At 67.9% G+C, this 18,452-nt stretch carries 17 protein-coding genes; 8 read left to right on the forward strand and 9 right to left on the reverse strand.

Translation table 11 applies throughout. The annotated features are described in order from the left end of the window. Nucleotides 1-23: 23 nt before the first annotated feature. The gene (locus tag B5D62_RS27555) at nucleotides 24-1,304 is read left to right on the forward strand and encodes an MFS transporter (RefSeq protein WP_269435135.1); all 1,281 of its coding nucleotides are present in this window, start codon (nucleotides 24-26) and stop codon (nucleotides 1,302-1,304) included. A 15-nt stretch (nucleotides 1,305-1,319) separates the two neighbouring features. Further along, nucleotides 1,320-2,567 (forward strand): arsenic transporter, encoded by a 1,248-nt coding sequence (locus B5D62_RS27560; protein ID WP_419188824.1) that lies wholly within the window; start codon nucleotides 1,320-1,322, stop codon nucleotides 2,565-2,567. A gap of 4 nt (nucleotides 2,568-2,571) precedes the next feature. Here B5D62_RS27560 and B5D62_RS27565 read toward each other — a convergent pair whose 3' ends face one another. The 3 genes from B5D62_RS27565 to B5D62_RS27575 form a co-directional block, all read right to left on the reverse strand. Then, a complete protein-coding gene (locus B5D62_RS27565; protein WP_085937285.1) occupies nucleotides 2,572-3,921 on the reverse strand; it encodes an MFS transporter in 1,350 nt (449 codons plus the stop codon). 160 nt (nucleotides 3,922-4,081) lie between these two features. Continuing rightward, complete coding sequence (locus B5D62_RS27570; protein ID WP_085937286.1) at nucleotides 4,082-4,558, reverse strand: GlcG/HbpS family heme-binding protein; 477 nt, start codon at nucleotides 4,556-4,558, stop codon at nucleotides 4,082-4,084. A 30-nt stretch (nucleotides 4,559-4,588) separates the two neighbouring features. Continuing rightward, nucleotides 4,589-6,127 carry a hypothetical protein gene (locus tag B5D62_RS27575; protein ID WP_085937287.1) on the reverse strand — a complete coding sequence of 513 codons (1,539 nt, stop codon included), beginning with the start codon at nucleotides 6,125-6,127 and terminating at the stop codon, nucleotides 4,589-4,591. 323 nt (nucleotides 6,128-6,450) lie between these two features. On the opposite strand from B5D62_RS27575, the gene B5D62_RS27580 reads away from it, so the two are divergent. The 5 genes from B5D62_RS27580 to B5D62_RS27600 all read left to right on the forward strand — a co-directional run bounded on the left by B5D62_RS27580 (nucleotide 6,451) and on the right by B5D62_RS27600 (nucleotide 9,099). Continuing rightward, nucleotides 6,451-7,194, forward strand: a complete 744-nt coding sequence (locus B5D62_RS27580; protein WP_085937288.1) for an iron-containing redox enzyme family protein — start codon at nucleotides 6,451-6,453, stop codon at nucleotides 7,192-7,194. A gap of 3 nt (nucleotides 7,195-7,197) precedes the next feature. Next, nucleotides 7,198-7,545 (forward strand): 2Fe-2S iron-sulfur cluster-binding protein, encoded by a 348-nt coding sequence (locus B5D62_RS27585; protein WP_085937289.1) that lies wholly within the window; start codon nucleotides 7,198-7,200, stop codon nucleotides 7,543-7,545. A gap of 18 nt (nucleotides 7,546-7,563) precedes the next feature. Further along, a complete protein-coding gene (locus B5D62_RS27590; RefSeq protein ID WP_085937290.1) occupies nucleotides 7,564-7,860 on the forward strand; it encodes a ferredoxin in 297 nt (98 codons plus the stop codon). Next, the gene (locus B5D62_RS27595; RefSeq protein WP_085937291.1) at nucleotides 7,857-8,243 is read left to right on the forward strand and encodes a 2Fe-2S iron-sulfur cluster-binding protein; all 387 of its coding nucleotides are present in this window, start codon (nucleotides 7,857-7,859) and stop codon (nucleotides 8,241-8,243) included. The genes B5D62_RS27590 and B5D62_RS27595 overlap by 4 nt, the downstream gene beginning before the upstream one ends. A gap of 91 nt (nucleotides 8,244-8,334) precedes the next feature. After that, nucleotides 8,335-9,099 carry a GntR family transcriptional regulator gene (locus tag B5D62_RS27600; protein WP_085937292.1) on the forward strand — a complete coding sequence of 255 codons (765 nt, stop codon included), beginning with the start codon at nucleotides 8,335-8,337 and terminating at the stop codon, nucleotides 9,097-9,099. Between the two features lie 61 nt (nucleotides 9,100-9,160). Here B5D62_RS27600 and B5D62_RS27605 read toward each other — a convergent pair whose 3' ends face one another. From B5D62_RS27605 to B5D62_RS27630, 6 genes are all read right to left on the reverse strand, one after another. Then, nucleotides 9,161-10,513: an ABC transporter substrate-binding protein gene (locus B5D62_RS27605; protein ID WP_085937397.1), complete on the reverse strand. Its 1,353-nt coding sequence runs from the start codon at nucleotides 10,511-10,513 to the stop codon at nucleotides 9,161-9,163. Nucleotides 10,514-10,788: 275 nt separating this feature from the next. Further along, nucleotides 10,789-12,228, reverse strand: a complete 1,440-nt coding sequence (locus tag B5D62_RS27610; protein ID WP_085937293.1) for a TolC family protein — start codon at nucleotides 12,226-12,228, stop codon at nucleotides 10,789-10,791. Beyond that, a complete protein-coding gene (locus B5D62_RS27615) occupies nucleotides 12,225-15,359 on the reverse strand; it encodes an efflux RND transporter permease subunit (RefSeq protein WP_085937294.1) in 3,135 nt (1,044 codons plus the stop codon). The genes B5D62_RS27610 and B5D62_RS27615 overlap by 4 nt, the downstream gene beginning before the upstream one ends. Before the next feature lie 12 nt (nucleotides 15,360-15,371). After that, nucleotides 15,372-16,550, reverse strand: coding sequence for an efflux RND transporter periplasmic adaptor subunit (locus B5D62_RS27620; RefSeq protein ID WP_170921171.1), 1,179 nt, complete (start codon nucleotides 16,548-16,550; stop codon nucleotides 15,372-15,374). Between the two features lie 117 nt (nucleotides 16,551-16,667). Continuing rightward, nucleotides 16,668-17,090, reverse strand: coding sequence for a hypothetical protein (locus B5D62_RS27625; RefSeq protein ID WP_085937296.1), 423 nt, complete (start codon nucleotides 17,088-17,090; stop codon nucleotides 16,668-16,670). Nucleotides 17,091-17,234: 144 nt separating this feature from the next. Beyond that, the gene (locus B5D62_RS27630; protein ID WP_085937297.1) at nucleotides 17,235-17,633 is read right to left on the reverse strand and encodes a DUF1801 domain-containing protein; all 399 of its coding nucleotides are present in this window, start codon (nucleotides 17,631-17,633) and stop codon (nucleotides 17,235-17,237) included. A gap of 209 nt (nucleotides 17,634-17,842) precedes the next feature. On the opposite strand from B5D62_RS27630, the gene B5D62_RS27635 reads away from it, so the two are divergent. Further along, complete coding sequence (locus B5D62_RS27635; protein ID WP_085937298.1) at nucleotides 17,843-18,427, forward strand: hypothetical protein; 585 nt, start codon at nucleotides 17,843-17,845, stop codon at nucleotides 18,425-18,427. Nucleotides 18,428-18,452: the final 25 nt, after the last annotated feature.

Here is an 18,452-nt window from a genome sequence, read left to right on the forward strand (position 1 = left end):
CTGTCACGTCCGTTACGAGGCGGTTGACTGCTACTGCTGCCTCCGTGGCGCGCAGCAAGCCGGGTGTCTGGCCGCTGCAGGCGCTCAACTTCTTCATGGCCGACATGCAGGCCGGGATCGGGCCGTTCCTGGGAGTCTTCCTGCTGGGCCACGGTTGGCTGAGCGGTCCCATCGGCACCGTCATGACCGCCGGCTCGATTGCCGGCATGCTGATTGCCGCCCCCGCCGGCGCCCTCGTCGACGCCACCCGTTACAAGCGCGCGATGGTCGTCGCCACGGGAACCTGCACCGTCCTGGCCTCAGGCCTCGTGCTGTTGTCGCAGAATTTCTGGCTCGTGACAGTGTCGCAGGTGGCGACGGCCATCGCGGGGGGCGCCATCGGTCCCGCCGTGAACGGCATCACCCTTGGGATCGTGCGGCAAGCCGGCTTCAACTGGCAGAACGGCAAGAACCAGGCGTTCAACCATGCCGGCAACATGGTGGGAGCAGCGCTGTCCGGCTTTCTCGGTTGGCGCTTTGGCCTGCCCGCCGTGTTCTGGCTGGCGGCGCTGTTCGCCGTACTTTCGATCGTCTCGGTCCTGATGATCCCAGCCGACGCCATCAACCGGCGCGCCGCCCGCGGCCTGGCCGAAGAGGGAGCCGACGACGAAGGCCTGTTGGGATTGGGTGTCCTTCACCGCTGCAAGCCGCTGCTGATCCTCGCCATCGCCCTGGCAATGTTTCATCTCGGCAATGCAGCCATGATGCCGCTATACGGATTGGCAGTGGTCTCGGCCGGCCGGGGCGAACCTGCCAGCTTCGTTGCCAAGACCATCGTGGTCGGCCAGGGCGTGATGATCCTGGGATCGCTGACGGCAACGATCTTGGCCGAACGCAAGGGCTTCTGGGTGGTGATGCTGATTTCGTTCGCAACGCTTCCGATCCGCGGGGTCGTTGCCGCGCATGTGATCGCGGATTGGGGTGTCTATCCGGTCCAGATCCTGGATGGCATCGGCTCCGGTTTGCAGACTGCGGCGGTACCGGTCCTGGTGGCGCAGATGCTGCATGGCAGTGGCCGTGTGAATGTCGGACAGGGCGCGGTGATGACGGTGCAGGGTATAGGCGGCGCATTCAGCCCTGCGATCGGCGGCTGGCTGGCACAGACCATCGGCTACTATCCCACCTTCATGATCCTCGGCGCTTTCGCGCTCGGATCGATCGGCCTGTGGGTCGCGTTCGCCGGCCTGCTTCGACCGGAATGCGAGAGGCCTCTGGGCCATCGGTCGTCACCGCACGCCCACGTCACAGCGCGTCGCACGGCCTGAGCGATGTCCGTCGACATGGCCATCTGGGCGATCGCTGCGATCGCCACCGCCGGAGTCATCGTGCGGCCGTTCGGAGCGCCGGAGGCGATCTGGGCCGTGCTCGGTGCCGGCCTGCTCGTTCTGGCCGGCCTGATCTCTCCCGGCGATGCCCTGGTGGGAATCGGCAAGGGCACGGACGTCTATCTGTTCCTGATCGGCATGATGCTGCTGGCGGAGACGGCGCGCGCCGAAGGCCTGTTCGACTGGATGGCCGCACATGCCACGCGCCGCGCCCGCGGCTCGGCGTCCCGCATGTTCACCCTTGTCTACGCGGTCGGCACCCTCGTCACCATCTTCCTGTCCAACGACGCGACCGCCGTGGTGCTGACCCCAGCTGTGGCCGCCGCCGCCCGGACCGCCCGCGTCAAGCATCCCCTGCCCTATCTTCTGATCTGCGCTTTCATCGCCAATGCCGCCTCATTCGTGCTGCCGATCTCGAACCCGGCCAATCTCGTCCTCTATGGCAGCCATGCACCCGCCCTGCTCGACTGGCTGCCGCGCTATCTTCCGGCATCGGTGGTCTCGATCGTCGTGACCTACGGCATATTGCGCTGGACGCAGCGCAAGGCGTTGGCGCAGCCGATCGCCGCGGACGTGCCCGTCCCTCGTCTCTCCCGTACCGGCATGGCGGCCGCCGCCGGCATCGTGGTCACCGGCATCGTCCTGCTGGCGGCCTCGGCGTTGGACAGTCAGCTTGGGTTGCCGACCGCGATTGCCGGCGTGGCGACGACGGCCCTCGTCCTGCTGTCGGCGCGCAAGGCGCCGTGGCAGACCCTCAAGGATATCTCCTGGAGCGTGCTGCCTCTGGTCGCGGGACTGTTCGTCCTTGTCGAAGCGCTCGCCCGGACCGGCCTGATCGGGCTGCTGGGAGAGGCCCTTCATCATGCCGCGGCACAGTCCGTGGCATCGACCAGCTGGGCGGTGGGCGTGCTGGTCGCGATCGCCAGCAACCTGATGAACAATCTGCCGGTCGGCCTGATCGCCGGCAGCGTCGTATCGAGCGCCGGTCTCTCGGATCAGGTGACGCAGGCTGCGCTTATCGGCGTCGATCTCGGCCCCAACCTGTCGGTCACGGGATCGCTGGCCACGATCCTGTGGCTTACGGCGCTGCGACGCGAGGCGCATCACGTCAGCGCCTTCACCTTCCTCAAGCTGGGCCTGCTGGTCATGCCGCCGGCGTTGCTGCTCGCTCTCGCCGTCGCCTTGTTGCCGTGCTGGACGTGACCGCCTACTGATGCTTCACACGCAGCAGGCTGAGCAGCGCGGCCACGGCAGCGATTGCCGTCGCCAGCCCGATCGCCAGCGGGATGCTGTTGGCGGGATAGAGCCCGAACAGCAACGCGACGACCGCCGCGCCTATGGTCTGGCCGATCAGGCGTGCCGTCGCCAGCATGCCGCTCGCACCGCCGGAGCGCTCGCGCGGCGCCGAGGAGAGCAGCGTACGATTATTCGGTGATTGGAAAAGGCCGAAGCCCAGGCCGCAGATCGCCATGCGCCAGGCAATGTCGAAATCAGAGGGATGCGCCGACAAGGTCGCCAGCAATCCAAGCCCGATCGCCATCGCTCCCAGGCCGATGCCGCCCAGCATGCCGGATGGATAGCGATCCGCGAGTCGTCCGGCCAAGGGAGCGATGACCGCCGTCATCAGAGGCCATGGCGTCATCAGCAGGCCGGTCGTCACCTCGCTGCGGCCGAGCGCGTTCTGCAGGTAGAAGGGCATCGACACATAGGCGAGCATCTGCGCACCGAAGGAGCAGATCGAGGTCAGGATCGAAAGGCGGAAGACCGGGATGCGCAGCAGATCGACGGGCAGCAGCGGTGACGGCAGCGAGAGCTGGCGGCGCACCAGAGCCACGCCGATGAGTGCCGCGAGGACCAGCTGAATGATCTCGAGGCCGCCGCTCTCGCCCTGCCCCAGCCCGTCGATGCCGGTGATCAGCAGCCCGAACGTGAGAGCGTTCAGGAGCGCGCTCAGCATGTCGAAGCGCTGACCGCTCAAAGGATTGACCGGAAGCGAGCGGGCGGCGATGGCGAAGGCCGCCAATCCGATCGGCACATTGACAGCGAACAGCCACGGCCATGACGCGACCGACAGGATACCGGCCGCCACCGTCGGCCCAACCGCCGACGAGACTCCGACCAGGAGGGCATTGAGACCGATGCCGCGGCCGAGCTGATGGCGCGGGTAGATGTAGCGCACCAGCGCGCCGTTGACGCTCATGATGCCGGCGGCCCCGAATCCCTGCACGACGCGCGCGAGCGTCAGCGTGGTGAGCGAGCTCGACAGGGCGCAGGCCAACGAGCCGATGGTGAAGACCGCCAGCCCGACCTGATAGACGCGGCGATAGCCATAGTGCTCGCCGAGCGACGCCATCGGCAGCAGCGAGATGGTGATGACGAGCTGATAGGCGTTCACCACCCAGATCGAACTGGCCGGACTCGCCTGCACATCGGCGGCGATGGTCGGTAGGGCCACATTGGCAATGGCGCCATCCAGCACCGCCATGATGAGGGCGAGTGCCACGGTGAGCATCGCCCAGTAGCGTTGCGGAACCGGCAGACCGTCTGGTGCCTCCATACCTCTCCACTCCAGCTCTTGCGTCGCCCCTCGGGCACAACGACCGACAGCGGCCGACGGGTTCTACTGTCGGGAAAGAGTCAAGGTAAGCGCTGGTCGGTCGTCGAAGGGCCAGGCCTGGTCACGCTCAAGTGATCGGCAGGAGTGTCGCGTCCTCCTTCTACTTCTTGATGTCGGCCTGCACCAATACGCTGTGCTTGCCGGCCAGCAACTCCTGCAGCGCCTGCAGGGCTGCCACGCCGCAGGCGGTGTCCTGCTCGCCATTGCCGCCGCTCAGGCCGACGCCGCCGATCACCTCGCCGTCGACCACGATGGGGAAACCGCCAACGAAGACGGCGAACTTGCCCTCGAAGCTCCACTGGATGCCGAAGGCCTCGTTGCCCGGCAGGGCCGGGCCGTTGGGCGGCTGGTTGAACAGATGCGTCGAGCGCTTGTGCCCAGCGGCCGTGAAGGCCTTGTTCCAGGCGATCTGCGGCCCGGTCACGCGCGCGCCGTCCATCCGTTCGAGCGCCAGCGGATAGCCGCCCTCGTCGGTGATGCACACCGTTTCGAGCACGCCGATTTCCTTGGCCTTGCCGATGGCCGCCGCGATCATGCGGCGGGCTTCCTCGAGTTCGAGCTTGAGGGAGGTCTTCATCTTCTTCCTTCTCCTTTTACAGTCGCGTCGTCAGCCCCAGAACACCACGGCGAACAGCGTCGAGGCGACGAGGCCGGTTAACACCGGCACCAGCAGAGCGCGCACCGTCTCCAGCACCGGCACACGGGCGAAGCCGGCTACGGCGATCAGCGACGACCACGCGATCAGCGTCCCACCGCCGGTCCACACCGCGCCCATCTGCCCGATGGCGCAAAGGGTCGTGACATCGATGCCGACTGCTGGTCCCAGCGCGCCCGACAGCGAGCCCGTCAGCGGCAGCCCGGCGAAGCCGGAGCCATCGATGCCGGTGATCATGCCGACGATGAGGACGCCGAAAGCCACCAGCGTGTGATTGTGGGGGATCCAGGATTCGGCCGCACTCACCAGGTCGAACAGCAGCGACGGTGCGCTGCCGGGTGGCACATTAAGGACTGCCGCCGCCATCTCGCCGCCGGCGCCCGTAAAGAAGAAGCCGGCAATCGGCAGCACGGCGCCCATCGCCTTGAAGGCGAAGACGAAGCCGTCGGTGATGTGATCGGCACAGACGTCGAGCGCCTTGCGCGCGCCTTCTCCGGCGACGGTCGCCAGGATCATCAGCGCCGCGCCCATGCCGCCGACCAGGGCAGCGGCGTCACCGCCCTTGAGGTCGGCCACGCCCACGCCCAGCCGTGGCAGCACCATGACCGCGATCACCGCGGCGAAGCCAAGCGGCGTCACGACGGCAAAAACCTTGGACCACAGCGCCCGCCGTGGATCGATCGCCTGCGCCCCGCCGTTGCGCAGCCTGGCGTCGAGCGGCTCCTCGCCGGTGGCGCGGGCGATCTCGGCCTTGTCGAAGGTGCCGACAGTCTCCAGCCGCGCCGTCTCCCCATCGCCGGATTGGCGCTGCCACTGATCGAGCAACGCCTCGCTGCCCGGGCGGATGGACTTGCGGATCGAGATATAGGCCAGCGCCAGGGCAATGATGCCGGTGACCAGGGACAGGACGAGCGCCCGGTCAGCGACCTGGGCCGCGCTTACCGCAGCGCCCGCCGCCTTGGCGCTGATGCCTGGCGCGACGCCGATGACATAGTCCGACGACAGCGCCATGCCCTGCCCCGCGATCGCGATGGCCAAGGCGCCGGCGAGCGGCGGCAGTCCGGCGACGATCGCGGCCGGCAGCAGCACGGCCGATACCAGCGGCACCGCCGGCGTCGGCCAGAAGAACAGGGAGATGACATAGGTGATCGCCGCCAGGATGAAGAACGCCGTGTGACCGTTGGTCATCACGGCACGGAAGGGCTGCACCATCAGCACGTCGGACCGCAGGGCCTTCAACGCGTTCAGCAGCGAGGTGATCAGTGCGATCACCAGGAAGATGTTGAACAGCTCCTTGGCGGCAACGAAGCTCGCATTGAAGATACTTCCGAGGGCATTGACCGGGCTGTGCGTCCAGGCCAGCGACACCACGAAGGTGGCGACGATGGACGGCACGACGACGTTGGCGCGCAGCACCATCGTCAGCACCACGGCGATCACGCCGGCCAGATAGGCCCAGTGGGCCGCGGTAATTGCCACATGCGATGTCATTGAGTGATGTCTCCCCCTGATTGGCCAGACCTGCGACGCATCCCAGCACCGCCGAGCCGACAGCGCTTTGTATACGATCCAGTTGCGCCTGCTAGCAAGAAGCGGTCCATGTCGACGTGGACGCCAGACGGCATCGCTCCTGTGGATAGCGATGGATGTTGGTTCCAAAGGCTTTGCCGGGTCCTCCCCGCCAGAGGGCGAAGAGCGGCCGGCAACCTTTTCACGGCGACGTGCGTTGACAGCCTTGGTGGATTGTATACAAATTTGAACCTGTCTGGCGTCATTCCACCACCCACACCACCCGCAAGACTGGGAGCGCGCGCATGCCTCAACTGATGGATAAAGCGGAGTTCCGCACCGCCCTCGAAAACGCGATCAAGAGCCAGAGCGCCAACAAGGCGCCGTTCAGCATCGCCTGGGCCAACGGGCTGCTGAGCCGCGACCATCTCGCCCGCTGGGCCGAGAACCATTACCACTATGTCGGCCCGTTCGCCGATTATCTGGCCTACGTCTACGGCCGCATGCCCGAGCGCTACACCGAGGCCAAGGACTTCCTGCTGCACAACATGTACGAGGAGGAGATCGGCGGCGACCGTCACACCGATCTGCTGATCCGCTTCGCCGAGGCCTGCGGCACCACGCGCGAGCGCGTGAAGGATCCCGACAACATGAGCGCCACCACGCGCGGCCTGCAGAGCTGGTGTTACACGATCGCCATGCGCGAGGATCCGATCGTCGCGGTGGCCGGTCTCGTGGTCGGCCTCGAATCGCAGGTGCCGTCGATCTACCGCAAGCAGACCCCGACGCTGCGCGACCGGTACAAGTTCACTGACGAGGAGGTCGAGTTCTTCGACCTGCACATCGTCTCCGACGAGATCCACGGCGAGCGCGGCTACCAGATCGTGCTGGAGCATGCCGACACGCCGGAGCTGCAGCAGCGCTGCCTGAAGATCTGCGAGATCGGCGCCCAGATGCGGCTGCTCTACACCACCGCGCTCTATTGGGACTACGTCGCCAAGGATCTCCCGATCAGCCAGCTCGAGGCGCTCGAGCGCAAGGCGGCCTGATCGGTGCCCAAGGTCGTCCTGCATCGCGAGGGGCAGGTCCATGAGGGCGAGGTGAAGGACAACACCAACCTCGTCGTCATGGCCGGCATCCGCCAGTTCCCCTACCCCAACCTGCGCTACGGCTGCGGCATGGGGAAATGCGCGCGCTGCGCCTGCCGCGTGCTGTCGGGCGGCGAACACCTGCCGGAACCGAACTGGAAGGAGAAGAAGCAGCTCGGACCGCGGCTGGAGGAAGGCTATCGCCTGATCTGCCAGCTGTGGATCACGCACGATATCGAGCTGCTGCAGGACAAGGATCCGATCCGCCCGATGACGGCGCCGGCCACGACCGCCGGCACCGCCTCGGGCTGAGCCGGCCGGGGTCGCGCCATGTATGTCATCCTGACCAGCAAGCCCGGCAAGTTCCGCACCGAGATCGTGCCGGGCCTTCGCCCGCACGAGGCCTACGACTATCTGTTCTACGGCCGGCACGAGGCTCACTTCGTCATCGCCGAGCTGGTCGATTCAGCGGCGCGCATCCGCGTGATCGAGGAGGAAAGCGGCCTGGTGAACGAAGTGCCGTCGAAGTTCCTGGAGAAGTTCGAGACCGCCGAGGGCGCGCTCGACGGGCTGCGCCAGCTCGTCACCTTCGGCCGCATGGACACCACCCTGCGCAGGGCATCGTGAGCGATCCGTCGCAAGTCTCCTCGCCACCGCCGGCCACGACCGTGCGCGTCACCTTCGTGACCAGCGGCAAGCAGGCGACCGCGCCGGCCAACAGCAACCTGCTGCGCGTCTCCCTGCGCGAACAGGGCGGCATTCCCTTCAAGTGCGGCGGCGGCATCTGCGGCACCTGCAAGTGCCGCATCGAGCAGGGCATCGAGAACACCGACGCGATCAAGCCCAAGGAACGCAAGCACCTCACCGAGGAGCAGTTCGCCAAGGGCTGGCGCATGGCCTGCCAGACCTTCCTCAAGGGCGATGTCAGCGTCGCCTGGGATCCGCCGGCCGCCGGTGCCGGCCTGCGTCCCGCCTCTCCGACCACGACCGCGGCAGGCGGCCAGAGCTGACGGCGGATGCGGGTCGCTCGCAGCCCTGTTGTGGGAAGGAGCGGCGAGAAGCGGCAGGTATTCCTGCTCGATCTGATCTAAGGTCCGCGCCATGGCCGCACCTCGCCCCAAGATCAAGAATCCGCCGGATGGCGGGCAATCTTCCCTGCATCGCCGCGTCGTCGACGAGCTGCGGCAGCTCATCCTCGCCCGCCGGTTCAAGCCCGGCGAACGCCTGGTCGAGGAGCGGCTGGCGGAAGAGCTGGGCGTGTCGCGCAATCCCGTGCGCGAGGCGATCCGCGTCCTGGCCGCCGAGGGCCTGGTCGAGGTCAGCGCCAATCGCGGCGCCTCGGTCACCACCATGTCGGCGCAGGAGGCGCGGGAGACGATCGAGCTGCGCGCGCTGCTCGAGGGCCACAATGCCCGTCTGGCGACGCGTCGCCAGGACAAGGAAGTCATCAAGCGCATCGAAGCGGTCCTCACCAAGGGCTCCCTCGCCGTCGCCAACGGCCGCTTCGAGCAACTGGGCGACCTCAACCAGAAGTTCCACGCCGAGCTCGCGGCGGCGAGCCAGAATACCGTGCTGGGCGACGTGCTGAAGCGGCTGCGCGACCGCACCGCCATGCTGTTCTCGACCGACGATCCCGATTACCAGGAGCGGACCTGGAACGAGCATGCCGCGATCCTGCGCGCCATCATCGATGGCGACGAGCGGCGCGCCGCATCGCTGGCGGCCGAGCACGTGATGCACGCCGGCTCGGATTACCTGCTCGCCCTCGACCTGCAGATGCCGTGGGATGCGGCGGCGCCGGAGCATGCGCGCCGCACCGAGATCGCCCCGCCGCGGACGCGCACGCCCCGCAAGTCCGCGGCCTGACCCTACAGCCGCGCGACGGCGCTTCATCGGTTCACGCCGTCGCGGCAACGGTGATGGCGCCTCAGTTGCGCATGAAGCCCTCCAGCTCGCTTTCGGCCCAGGCGATGGTCTTCTCCATCGCCTCGCCGCGGAAGTAGCGCACGGCCATCTGCGTCTGCGTCGCCTGGGTGTAGATGCGTTCGGCGATCGCATGCGGCGCCGGCGCGCCGGCCACCGACAGGACCTGGTGGTTGTAGGGATTGGGATAGTGGAACAGCGTCCCCTTGGGCGGTTCCGCCTCGGCCCACACCTTGAACAGCGTCAGCTTCTCGAACGACGGCAGATCGTAGCCGCCCGACGCCTCGACCATCTGCTCCGACGCCGAGGCGCTCGACAGGTAGGCCAGCAGGCTCTTGGCGGCCGGGATGTTCTTGCTGAAGTTCCAGATGCTCCAGAAGAACGGCGTGAACGGCGCGAAGCGGCCCTTGGGCCCCTGCGCGAAGCCGTGCGTCCACAGCTGCTCGGCGACCTTGGGCGCGTCGCGCTTGGCGACCGCCCAAGCGCTGGGCGGGTTCATGATCATCGAGCCCTGGCCCGACACCAGGAACTTGTTGTTCGAGGCATCGTCCCATGCGGCCACGTCGGCCGGCAGGAACTGCATCAGCTTCTTGTAGAAGTCGAGCGCCTGGCGCACGGCATCGCTCTTGGCGGTGATGTTGCCCTTGTCGTCCACCAGCATGGCGCCGAAGCCGTGGAAGATCGCGCCCGCCGTGTCGACATTGTCGGCCGTGGTGCCGAGCCCGATGCCGAACGGATGGCCGCCCTTGTGGCACGCCTCCGCCGCCTTCAGGAAGGTATCGTAGGTCCAGGCCTCGGCCTTCGGCGGCGATCCCGCCGGATACATCGCCTGCACATCGATGTTGGCATATTGCTTCATGTAGTCGATGCGCGAGCACGGACCCTTGATCTGGCTGCCCACCGTCGCAGGAATGCCGATCCAGTGGCCGCCGATCTTGCCGAGATATTCGACCGTGGCGTTGACGGCACCGTTCTGCTGGATCAGCGGCCCCATCACGTCGTCGACCGGCACGAGCTGCCGCGCATAGCGGGCCGGCAGCCAGGTCGCGAGCGCCAGGATATCGTGCCCGGCCTGCGCCTGCGATTCGGCGGCGCTGGTCAGCAGGAGCTTGTTGCCCTGCGAGGTGATGAAGTCGATCTGGACCTCGACCTTTTCCTTCTCGGCCCACTCCTTCACCAGCTTCTCCGTGGCGCCATTGGCGCCCGGCACCCAGTGATCCCAGAAACCCAAGGAAAGCTTGCCGGCCGCATGGGCGCCGCGCACGAACGGTGCGGCGACCAGGCCGGCGGACAAAGCCGCCGTGCCGGCGATGAAGCGACGACGCGTACGCACGAACGCCTTGTTCGACGATGCCATCATCATTTCCTCCACTGGAAACCGGCCCCATCTGACGCGGGACCTTGCCGCCGACGGTAGGCGCGTGAGGATGCACGGGCAATGAAATTCCGCTGTAAGGAATCGGTGGCTGGGATCGACTGCAACAAGCACCTCGCCGGTGGCCATCCTTCGAGATGCGCTTCGCGCTCCTCAGGATGAGGACACTCGGGATCCTTCGCGAGAGTCCGGGTGAAGTCGCCAGCCTGTGGCCTACCATCCAACCGTAGGGCCAATCTGCGAGATCGAACTGTTACTTAGCTAGGCGCGGGCAGCTTCAGGCTCGTCTCGTCCGCGTCGAACATCGGGACCTGCAGCGCGTCCTCGATCTGGGCCAGGGCCTCGCGCTGCTGGACGATGGCCTCGAAGCGCGCCTGTTCGACCACGACCTGTTCGAGTTCGGCGGTCAGGCCGGCGAGGCGGTCGGCCTCGCCGAGCCGGACCGCGCGCTCGATCCGGGCGCGGCGGAGCGTCTCGGCCCGCACCAGTTCCTCGGCGGTGCCGAGTCCGCGGCCGGCCGATTGCCATGCCGCCAGCGAGCGGTCGATGCTGCCGATGACGGTCGCCTGCAGCGCCACCACGCGCGCCGCCGCCTCGCCGCGGCGCGCTTCCGCTTCGGCGATCGGGCCCTGGTTCTGGTTGAGGATCGGCACCTCGGTGCCGACGGCGAAGGTATAGAGATTGTCGCCCTGGTCGTAGGCATAGCCGGGCCCGACCGAGAGGTCGGGATACTGCTTGGCGATCGCCAGCTTGAGCGCCGATTGCGCCGCCTCGTATTGCGCCAGCAGGCCGAGCACGTCGGTGCGCGCGCGCAGCGCCGTGCGGCGCATCTCCCCGGCCGACAAAGCCGCGGGATCTGGCGTGCGCAGTGGATCGTCGAAGGCGGCGAAAGCCGGCCGCAGCGCCTCGACTGCACGCAGCGGCACGCCGACGGCGGTGGCCAGACGCGCCCGCGCATCGGCGGCCTGGCGCTCGGCCTCGCGCAGGGCCAGTCGCGCCTGGCCGAGGGCGATGCGCTCGCGCGCGACATCGAGCGCCGAGGCCTCGCCGGCGCCGAAGCGGCGCTCCAGCAGGGCAACCACCTGCTCCTGCACCGCCTGGCGGCGCACAGCGAGCCGATGACGCCCGTCGGCCGCCCAGAGATCGAGCAAGCCGGTGCGCACGCCGCCGCGCACCTGCCAGCCGGCGGTGGCGAGATCCTGGCGCGCCGCGTCGACGAGGTTGCGCGCCTGCTCCAGCCGCTTGTCGCGCTTGCCCGCCGTCTCCAGCACGAAGGTGATGAGGAAGCCGACCGTCCAGGGCGAGGGATCGACGACGACGCCATGCTGGGTCGGGTCGAGGGTGAAGGTGGGATTCGGCAGCTGCCCCGCCGTCTTCACGCCCGCCCGCGCCAGCGCCAGCCGTGCCTTCGAGATCTCGAGGTCGGGATGGAAATAGAGCGCGGCCAGGGTGAGCGACGAGAGATCCCAGGATGCGGTGTTGGCTGCCGCCTGCTGCGGTCGCGCCGCGGCGAGGAAGCTTTGCAGGCCGGCATCGTCGAGCGAGCGCTTTTCCAGCGCGGCGGCGGTCGCGGCCGGCTCGATCGGCCGCGCCGTGTAGGAGGCGCAGCCGGCCGCCAACAGCATCGCCATCGCGACGGTCGCGCGCGCGACCGCCTGTCGGCACCACAAGGACGACTTCAAGATGGAAGGCCTCATGACAGGGCGCCTCCTGTCGCCGGCCCAGTGGAGGGCTGCGTCGAGGCCGCCCGGCGCGCGGCGCGGCGCGCTTCGACCCACTCGTACATCAGCGGCAGCAGCAGGAGCGTGAGCAGGGTCGAGGTGACGAGGCCGCCGACGACCACGGTCGCCAGCGGCCGCTGCGTCTCGGCGCCGACGCCCTGCGACAGCAGCATCGGCAGCAGGCCGAGGATCGCCACCGAGGCGGTCATCAGGACCGGCCGCAGACGCAGCGCCGCCGCCTCCCGCACGGCGTCGCGGACCGAATGGCCGGCGCGGCGCTGCTCGTTCATGAACGAGACCAGCACAATGCCGTTCAGCATCGCGACGCCGAACACCGCGATGAAGCCGATCGCCGACGGCACCGAGAGATGCTGGCCGGTCACGAACAGGCCGACGATGCCGCCCACCAGCGCGAACGGCACGTTGGCGATGATCATGGTGGCGTGCGGCACCGAGCCGAAGGCGGTGTAGAGCAGGATGAAGATCAGCCCGATGGTGAGCGGCACGATCAGCCCCAGCCGCGCCAGCGCGCGCTGCTGGTTCTCGAAGGCACCGCCCCATTCGACATAGTAGCCGGTGGGCAGCTTCACCTTGGCAGCGATGGCGCGGTTGGCGTCGGCGACGAAGGCATCGACGGCGCGGCCGCGCACATCCATCTGGATGACGGCATAGCGCTGAAGCTGCTCGCGGCGGACAAAGGAATAACCGTCGTCGACCTCGATGCGGGCGAGCTGCGCCAGTGGCACCAGCGCGCCCGACTGGGTGCGCACGGGGATGTCCTGGATCGCGGCGATGTCCTTGCGATAGGCCTCGGGCAGCCACACCACGATGCTGAAGCGGCGGGTGCCGTCGATCAGCGTGCTGACCGCCTGGCTGCCGATGCCGGCCCGCACCACCTCGAGCAGTTCCGCCGCGCTGACGCCGTAGCGGGCCATGGCCGCGCGGTCGGCGCGGATGGCGATCTGCGGCTTGCCGGTGTTGGCTTCGAGCGACAAGTCGGCGACGCCCGGCACGGTCGCCAGCACGTTCTTGATCTCGCCCGAGACGCGGTCGAGGGTCGGCAGGTCGGGACCGTAGAGCTTCAGCGCCAGCGTGGCGCGCACGCCGGAGATCAGTTCCTCGACGCGCGACTGGATCGGCTGCGTCGGCACCGCGACCATGGTCGGGATCGCCGCGGTCAGCTTCTTCTGCATCTCGAGCGCCAGCGCCTGGTAGGACATCGGCACCGGCCAGGCGTCGAGCGGCTTCAGCGTGACGTTGACCTCCATGTAGTTGACGTCGTTGGTCTCGCCCTTCTCGGCGCGGCCGATCGCGGCCAGCGTCGAGACAACCTGCGGGAAGGTCTTGAGCACGTCGTCGACCTCCTGCGAGACGCGGATCGATTCGTCGAGCGAGGTCGAGGGGATGCCGACGACGCGGAACTGGATCATGCCTTCCTGAAGGTCGGGCATGAATTCCTTACCCAACATCGGGAACAGCGCCGCCGCCCCCGCCAGCAGCGCCAGCGCCGCCGCCAGGGTGCGGCCCTTGTGCACCAGCGCGCGGTCGAGCAGCGGCAGGTAGAGTTCCTTGGCCCAGCGCACGATGAAGGTGTCCTTCTCCGCCTTCGGTCGCAGCAGCAGCGCCGACAGGACCGGCACCAGCGTCAGGGTGAGAACGAGCGATCCGACCATGGCGAAGGTGATGGTGAACGCCATCGGCTTGAACAGCTTGCCTTCGAGATCGCTCAGACTGAACAGCGGCAGGAACACGACGATGATGATCAGGATGGCGAAGGCGATCGGGTTGGCGACCTCCTTGGCCGCCTCCAGGATGACGGCGCTGCGCGACCGGCTGTCCGCGCCGCCGCGATGGGCCAGCAGCCGGAAGCCGTTCTCCACCATCACCACCGCGCCATCGACCATCATGCCGATGCCGATCGCCAGCCCGGCCAGCGACATCAGGTTGGCCGACAGTCCGGTCGCCTGCATCAGGATGAAGGCGATCAGCATGGCGAGCGGCAGGGCCACGATGACCACCACCGCCGAGCGCAGTTCGCCCAGGAACAGGAACAGCACGATCGCGACCAGCACCGAGCCCTCGACGAGGGCGCTCTGCGCCGTGCCCACGGCCTTGTCGACCAGTTCGGTGCGATCGTAGACGATGTCGAGCGAGACGCCGGCCGGCAGCGCCTTGCGCGCGACCTCGAGCTTGGCCTTCACCGACTCGGCGACGCGCGCGGCATTCTCGCCGATGCGCTGCAGGGCGATGCCCAGCACGGTCTCCTTGCCGTCCTGCGTGACGGCGCCGAAGCGCAGCGCCGGCCCTTCCCGCACCTCGGCAACGTCCTTGATGCGAATCGGCGTGTCCGCGCGCGTGGCGATGACGATGTCGGCAATGTCGGCGACGCTGCCGACGCGGCCCAGCCCGCGCACCAGGAACTGCTCGCGGCCGCGATCGATGTACTGGCCGCCGACCTGGCGGTTGTTGGTGTCGAGCGCCTCCATCACGTCCTTGAAGCCGAGGCCGTACTTGATGAGGCGACGCGGGTCGATCAGCACCTGGTACTGCTTCTCGTGGCCGCCCCAGGAGGTGACGTCGTCGATCCCCGGCGCGGTGCGCAGCAGCAGGCGGACGGTCCAGTCCTGCAGCGTGCGCAGGTCCATGTTCGAGAGCTTTCCGTCCTCCGACTTCAGCGTGTACCAGAGCACCTGCCCCAGGCCGGTCGAGTTGGGCCCGAGTTCCGGCTCGCCGTAGCCGGCCGGAATGCGCGCCCGCGCCTCGGCCAGCTTTTCGCCGACGAGGCGGCGGGCAAAATAGATGTCGGTCGAATCGTTGAAGTAGACGCTGACATAGGAAAGGCCGAACAGCGATACCGAGCGGACCTGCTCGACACCCGGCAGGCCCGCCATCGCCGTCTCGACCGGCACGGTGAGCAGCGTCTCGACATCCTCGGCCGCCAGGCCCGGCGACTCGGTGTAGACATTCACCTGCACCGGCGTGACGTCCGGAAAGGCATCGACGGGCACCTGCTGGAAAGCCCGCACGCCGAGGAAGACGACGATCGCGAAGGCCACGATCACCAGCAGCTTGTAGCGCAGCGACAGGTCGACAAGGGCGGTCAGCATCGCAGGCGGCTCCTAGTTCGAGTCGCCAAGCAGCGACTTCAGCAGCCGCGCCTTCAGCGCATAGGCGCCGTCGACGACGACGCGGTCGCCCGCCTCGAGGCCCGAGCGCACGACGATCCAGCCGCCGCCGCGGCTGGCGATCTCCACCGGGCGCGGCACGAAGCCCTCACCCTCGGCGACGAACACGGTCATCTGGCCCTGCAGCAGCAGGACGGCTTCCTCCGGCACGCGCAGGACGGCGCGCCGGCCCGGCCGCGCGATCTCGACATTGGCGAACAGGCCGGGCTTCAGCAGGCCGTCGGGATTGGCGACCTCGATGCGGGCCATCGCGGTGCGCGTCTCCTTGTCGAGGATGTTGCCGATATAGGTGACGGTGCCGTCGAAGCGGCGGCCCGGATAGGCCCCCAGCCGCACGGTCGCCGCGGCACCGACGGCAACGCCGGCCAGGTCGCGTTCGTACAGGCTGGCCTCGACCCAGACCGTCGACAGGTCCGCCACGGCGAAGAGCGGCTGATAGGCCTGGGCATATTCGCCCAGCACGGCGGTGCGCTCGACCACGGTGCCGGCCAGCGGCGCGGTGACGGCGAGCAGCGCCGGCGAGGTGCCGGCCGGCACGGCGGCGGTCACGCCGAGGGTGGCGAGCCGGGCGTCGGAGGCGGCCAGCGCCGCGCGCGCCCGCTCGTAATCGGCGCGTGCCCGCAGGACGTCCTTCTGCGCGATCGAGGCGTCGACAGCGAGCTTCTGCGCCCGCTCGTAGTTGACCTGGGCGAGATCGAGCTCGGTCTTGTTCTGCTGATGGGCGGTGCGCGCTTCCGCCAGATCGGGACTTTCGAGCTGGGCAAGCAGGGCGCCGGCCGCAACCGTCGCGCCGAGATCGACCGCGATCGTGGTCAGCCGCCCGGCCACCGGCGCGCTTACCCGGGCGAAGCGATTGCGATTCGGCCCGACCGTTCCGAACGCCTCGAGCATCTCGCCGACCTCGGTCGGTTCGATGCGCTCGACCTTGAGACCGGCGCGGCGCGCCGCATCGGCATCGAGCGTGAGCGCCGCGGCATGATCGGCGCCTGCCGCGGCAGCCGTGGCGGCGGTATCACTCGAGGCCGTTACCGGCGGCGTGAAGTGGACGATCGCGCCCGCCGCGGCGATCGCGGCAAGAACGCAGGCATAGAAAATCTTCTTTGAACGCAACATGAAGCAGCCCTCGTCGACATGGCGAGGGTGGCGCGACATGCGGCGCCGGTCCTTCGCCCCAGCCAGGTCCGGACACCGCGCGCCCGCGCCCGAAGGCGCAGGTGCCGCAGGCCGGTCTCAGACGAGGGCCGGCGGGCCGCGAGGATCGAAGCTGGTGGAGGCGGACGCCGCCGCTTGTGGCGGCGCGCGCGGCTGCTGTAGCCGCAGGACGATGCCGCGGCGGACGATCACGACGTCGGCCGGCAGGAGGACGGCGCCGAGCGGACCGGAGACGAAGGACTGATCGAGCCCGGTGCAGAACTTGCTGCCGCAGATCGGGCAGACCGCAACCTGCTGTTCAGGCGCGGTGCCTACGGTGCGATCCGCAGGAGCGATCTCGACTCGCCGCTCTATCGTCGTGTTGAAATGCCCGTACCAGGGGCGGTTCTCCGTCCATGCCCCCAGCAGCGACACCAACGCCAGCAGCACGACGAGTCCGTTCGCCGTAGCGAACCGACGTCGTCCGCCGAACGGCAGGGTGAGACGCGACAGGAAGGTCATGACGGGAGGCTCATACAGCAACCGCCTCGCGTTATGCAATTGCGCGATCGAGGCCGAATAGCGTCACGAAGCGGTCATAATCGCGGCCGCGCAGGTATTCAGATGATGTCCGCGACGAGAGCGACGCTCCAGGTCGAGGCGCACTCAACGCCGTCGTTTCGATTTGTTCAGGGCCACGGCGGCGCGGATCAGCGCTTTCAAGGCCTGCTCGTCGATCGTCTCGCCTTCATGGAGATCGATCGCCCGTCGCGTGTTGCCCTCCAGGCTGGCATTGAACAGGCGGGCGGGATCGTCGAGTGATGCGCCCTTGGCGAAGGTCATCTTCACGACGTTCTTGTAGGTCTCGCCGGTGCAGATGATGCCGTCGTGCGACCACACCGGAACCCCTCGCCACTTCCACTCCTCGACGACCTTGGGGTCCGCTTCCCTGATGAGAGCGCGCAGGCGCGCGAGCTTCTCGCCCCGCCAATCACCCAGCTCCCGGATACGCGCGTCGATCAGTCGGGAAGCGGATCTGCTGTCGGGCGACGTGGTCTTCGTCATGCGTGCTTGTCCTCCTTGAGTCCGAGGGCGCGACATCCGGCGGCGATGCAGTTGACGCAAGTCGCCGTCTCGATGCAAGCCGTTCGCAGCGATCCCCTCGGCAAACCGGCCGATTGAATCGAAGCCGCGGCCAGCTACGATGCGGTGACGGGAGAGTCGGGTCGCAGCGGTATCCTCGCCGCTCGTGACCCTCGGGGGAGAGAGAAGCTATGTGGCGCGTCGCGAGCGTTGTGGCGTTGTCGGTCGGCCTGGCCGTGCCGGCCCTGGCGAGGGATACAGCCAAATGGGGCCAGGTCGGCGGCTGGCAGATCATGGTGGACCGCACGGTCGGCAACGGCTGCTTCGCCTCGCAGGTGTTCGAGCATGGAACAGCCGTGCGCATCGGCTTCGACATCAACGAGCAAGCCATCTACCTGCTGTTCGGCAACGACGACTGGCAGTCGCTCGAAGTGGGCAAGATCTATCCGATGCGCATCGTCTTCGACGACGGCGTGGCGGTCTATGACGGCGAGATGCAGGGCGCAGCGCTGGGCGACGAGTCCACCGTCTTTCTCTCCCACCACGATATCAGCCCCGACTTCGTCAAGGACTTCATGGAGCGCAACGTCCTGCAGGTCTTCTACCAGGATCGGGAAATCGCCCGCCTGTCGCTGGCGAACACCTACAAGGCGGTCGCGGAGATCCTGAATTGCCAGAAGGAGCTCGGCTTCGGCACCAAGGCGCAACCCGGCGCGTCCTCCGACCCGTTCGCCCGCCCTGCCCCGGTGCGCACGCGCGATCCGTTCAGCCGGTAGAGCCATCGCCTCCGTAAAGGCCGCC

The organism is Enhydrobacter aerosaccus (assembly GCF_900167455.1).
Lineage (GTDB): Bacteria > Pseudomonadota > Alphaproteobacteria > Reyranellales > Reyranellaceae > Reyranella > Reyranella aerosaccus.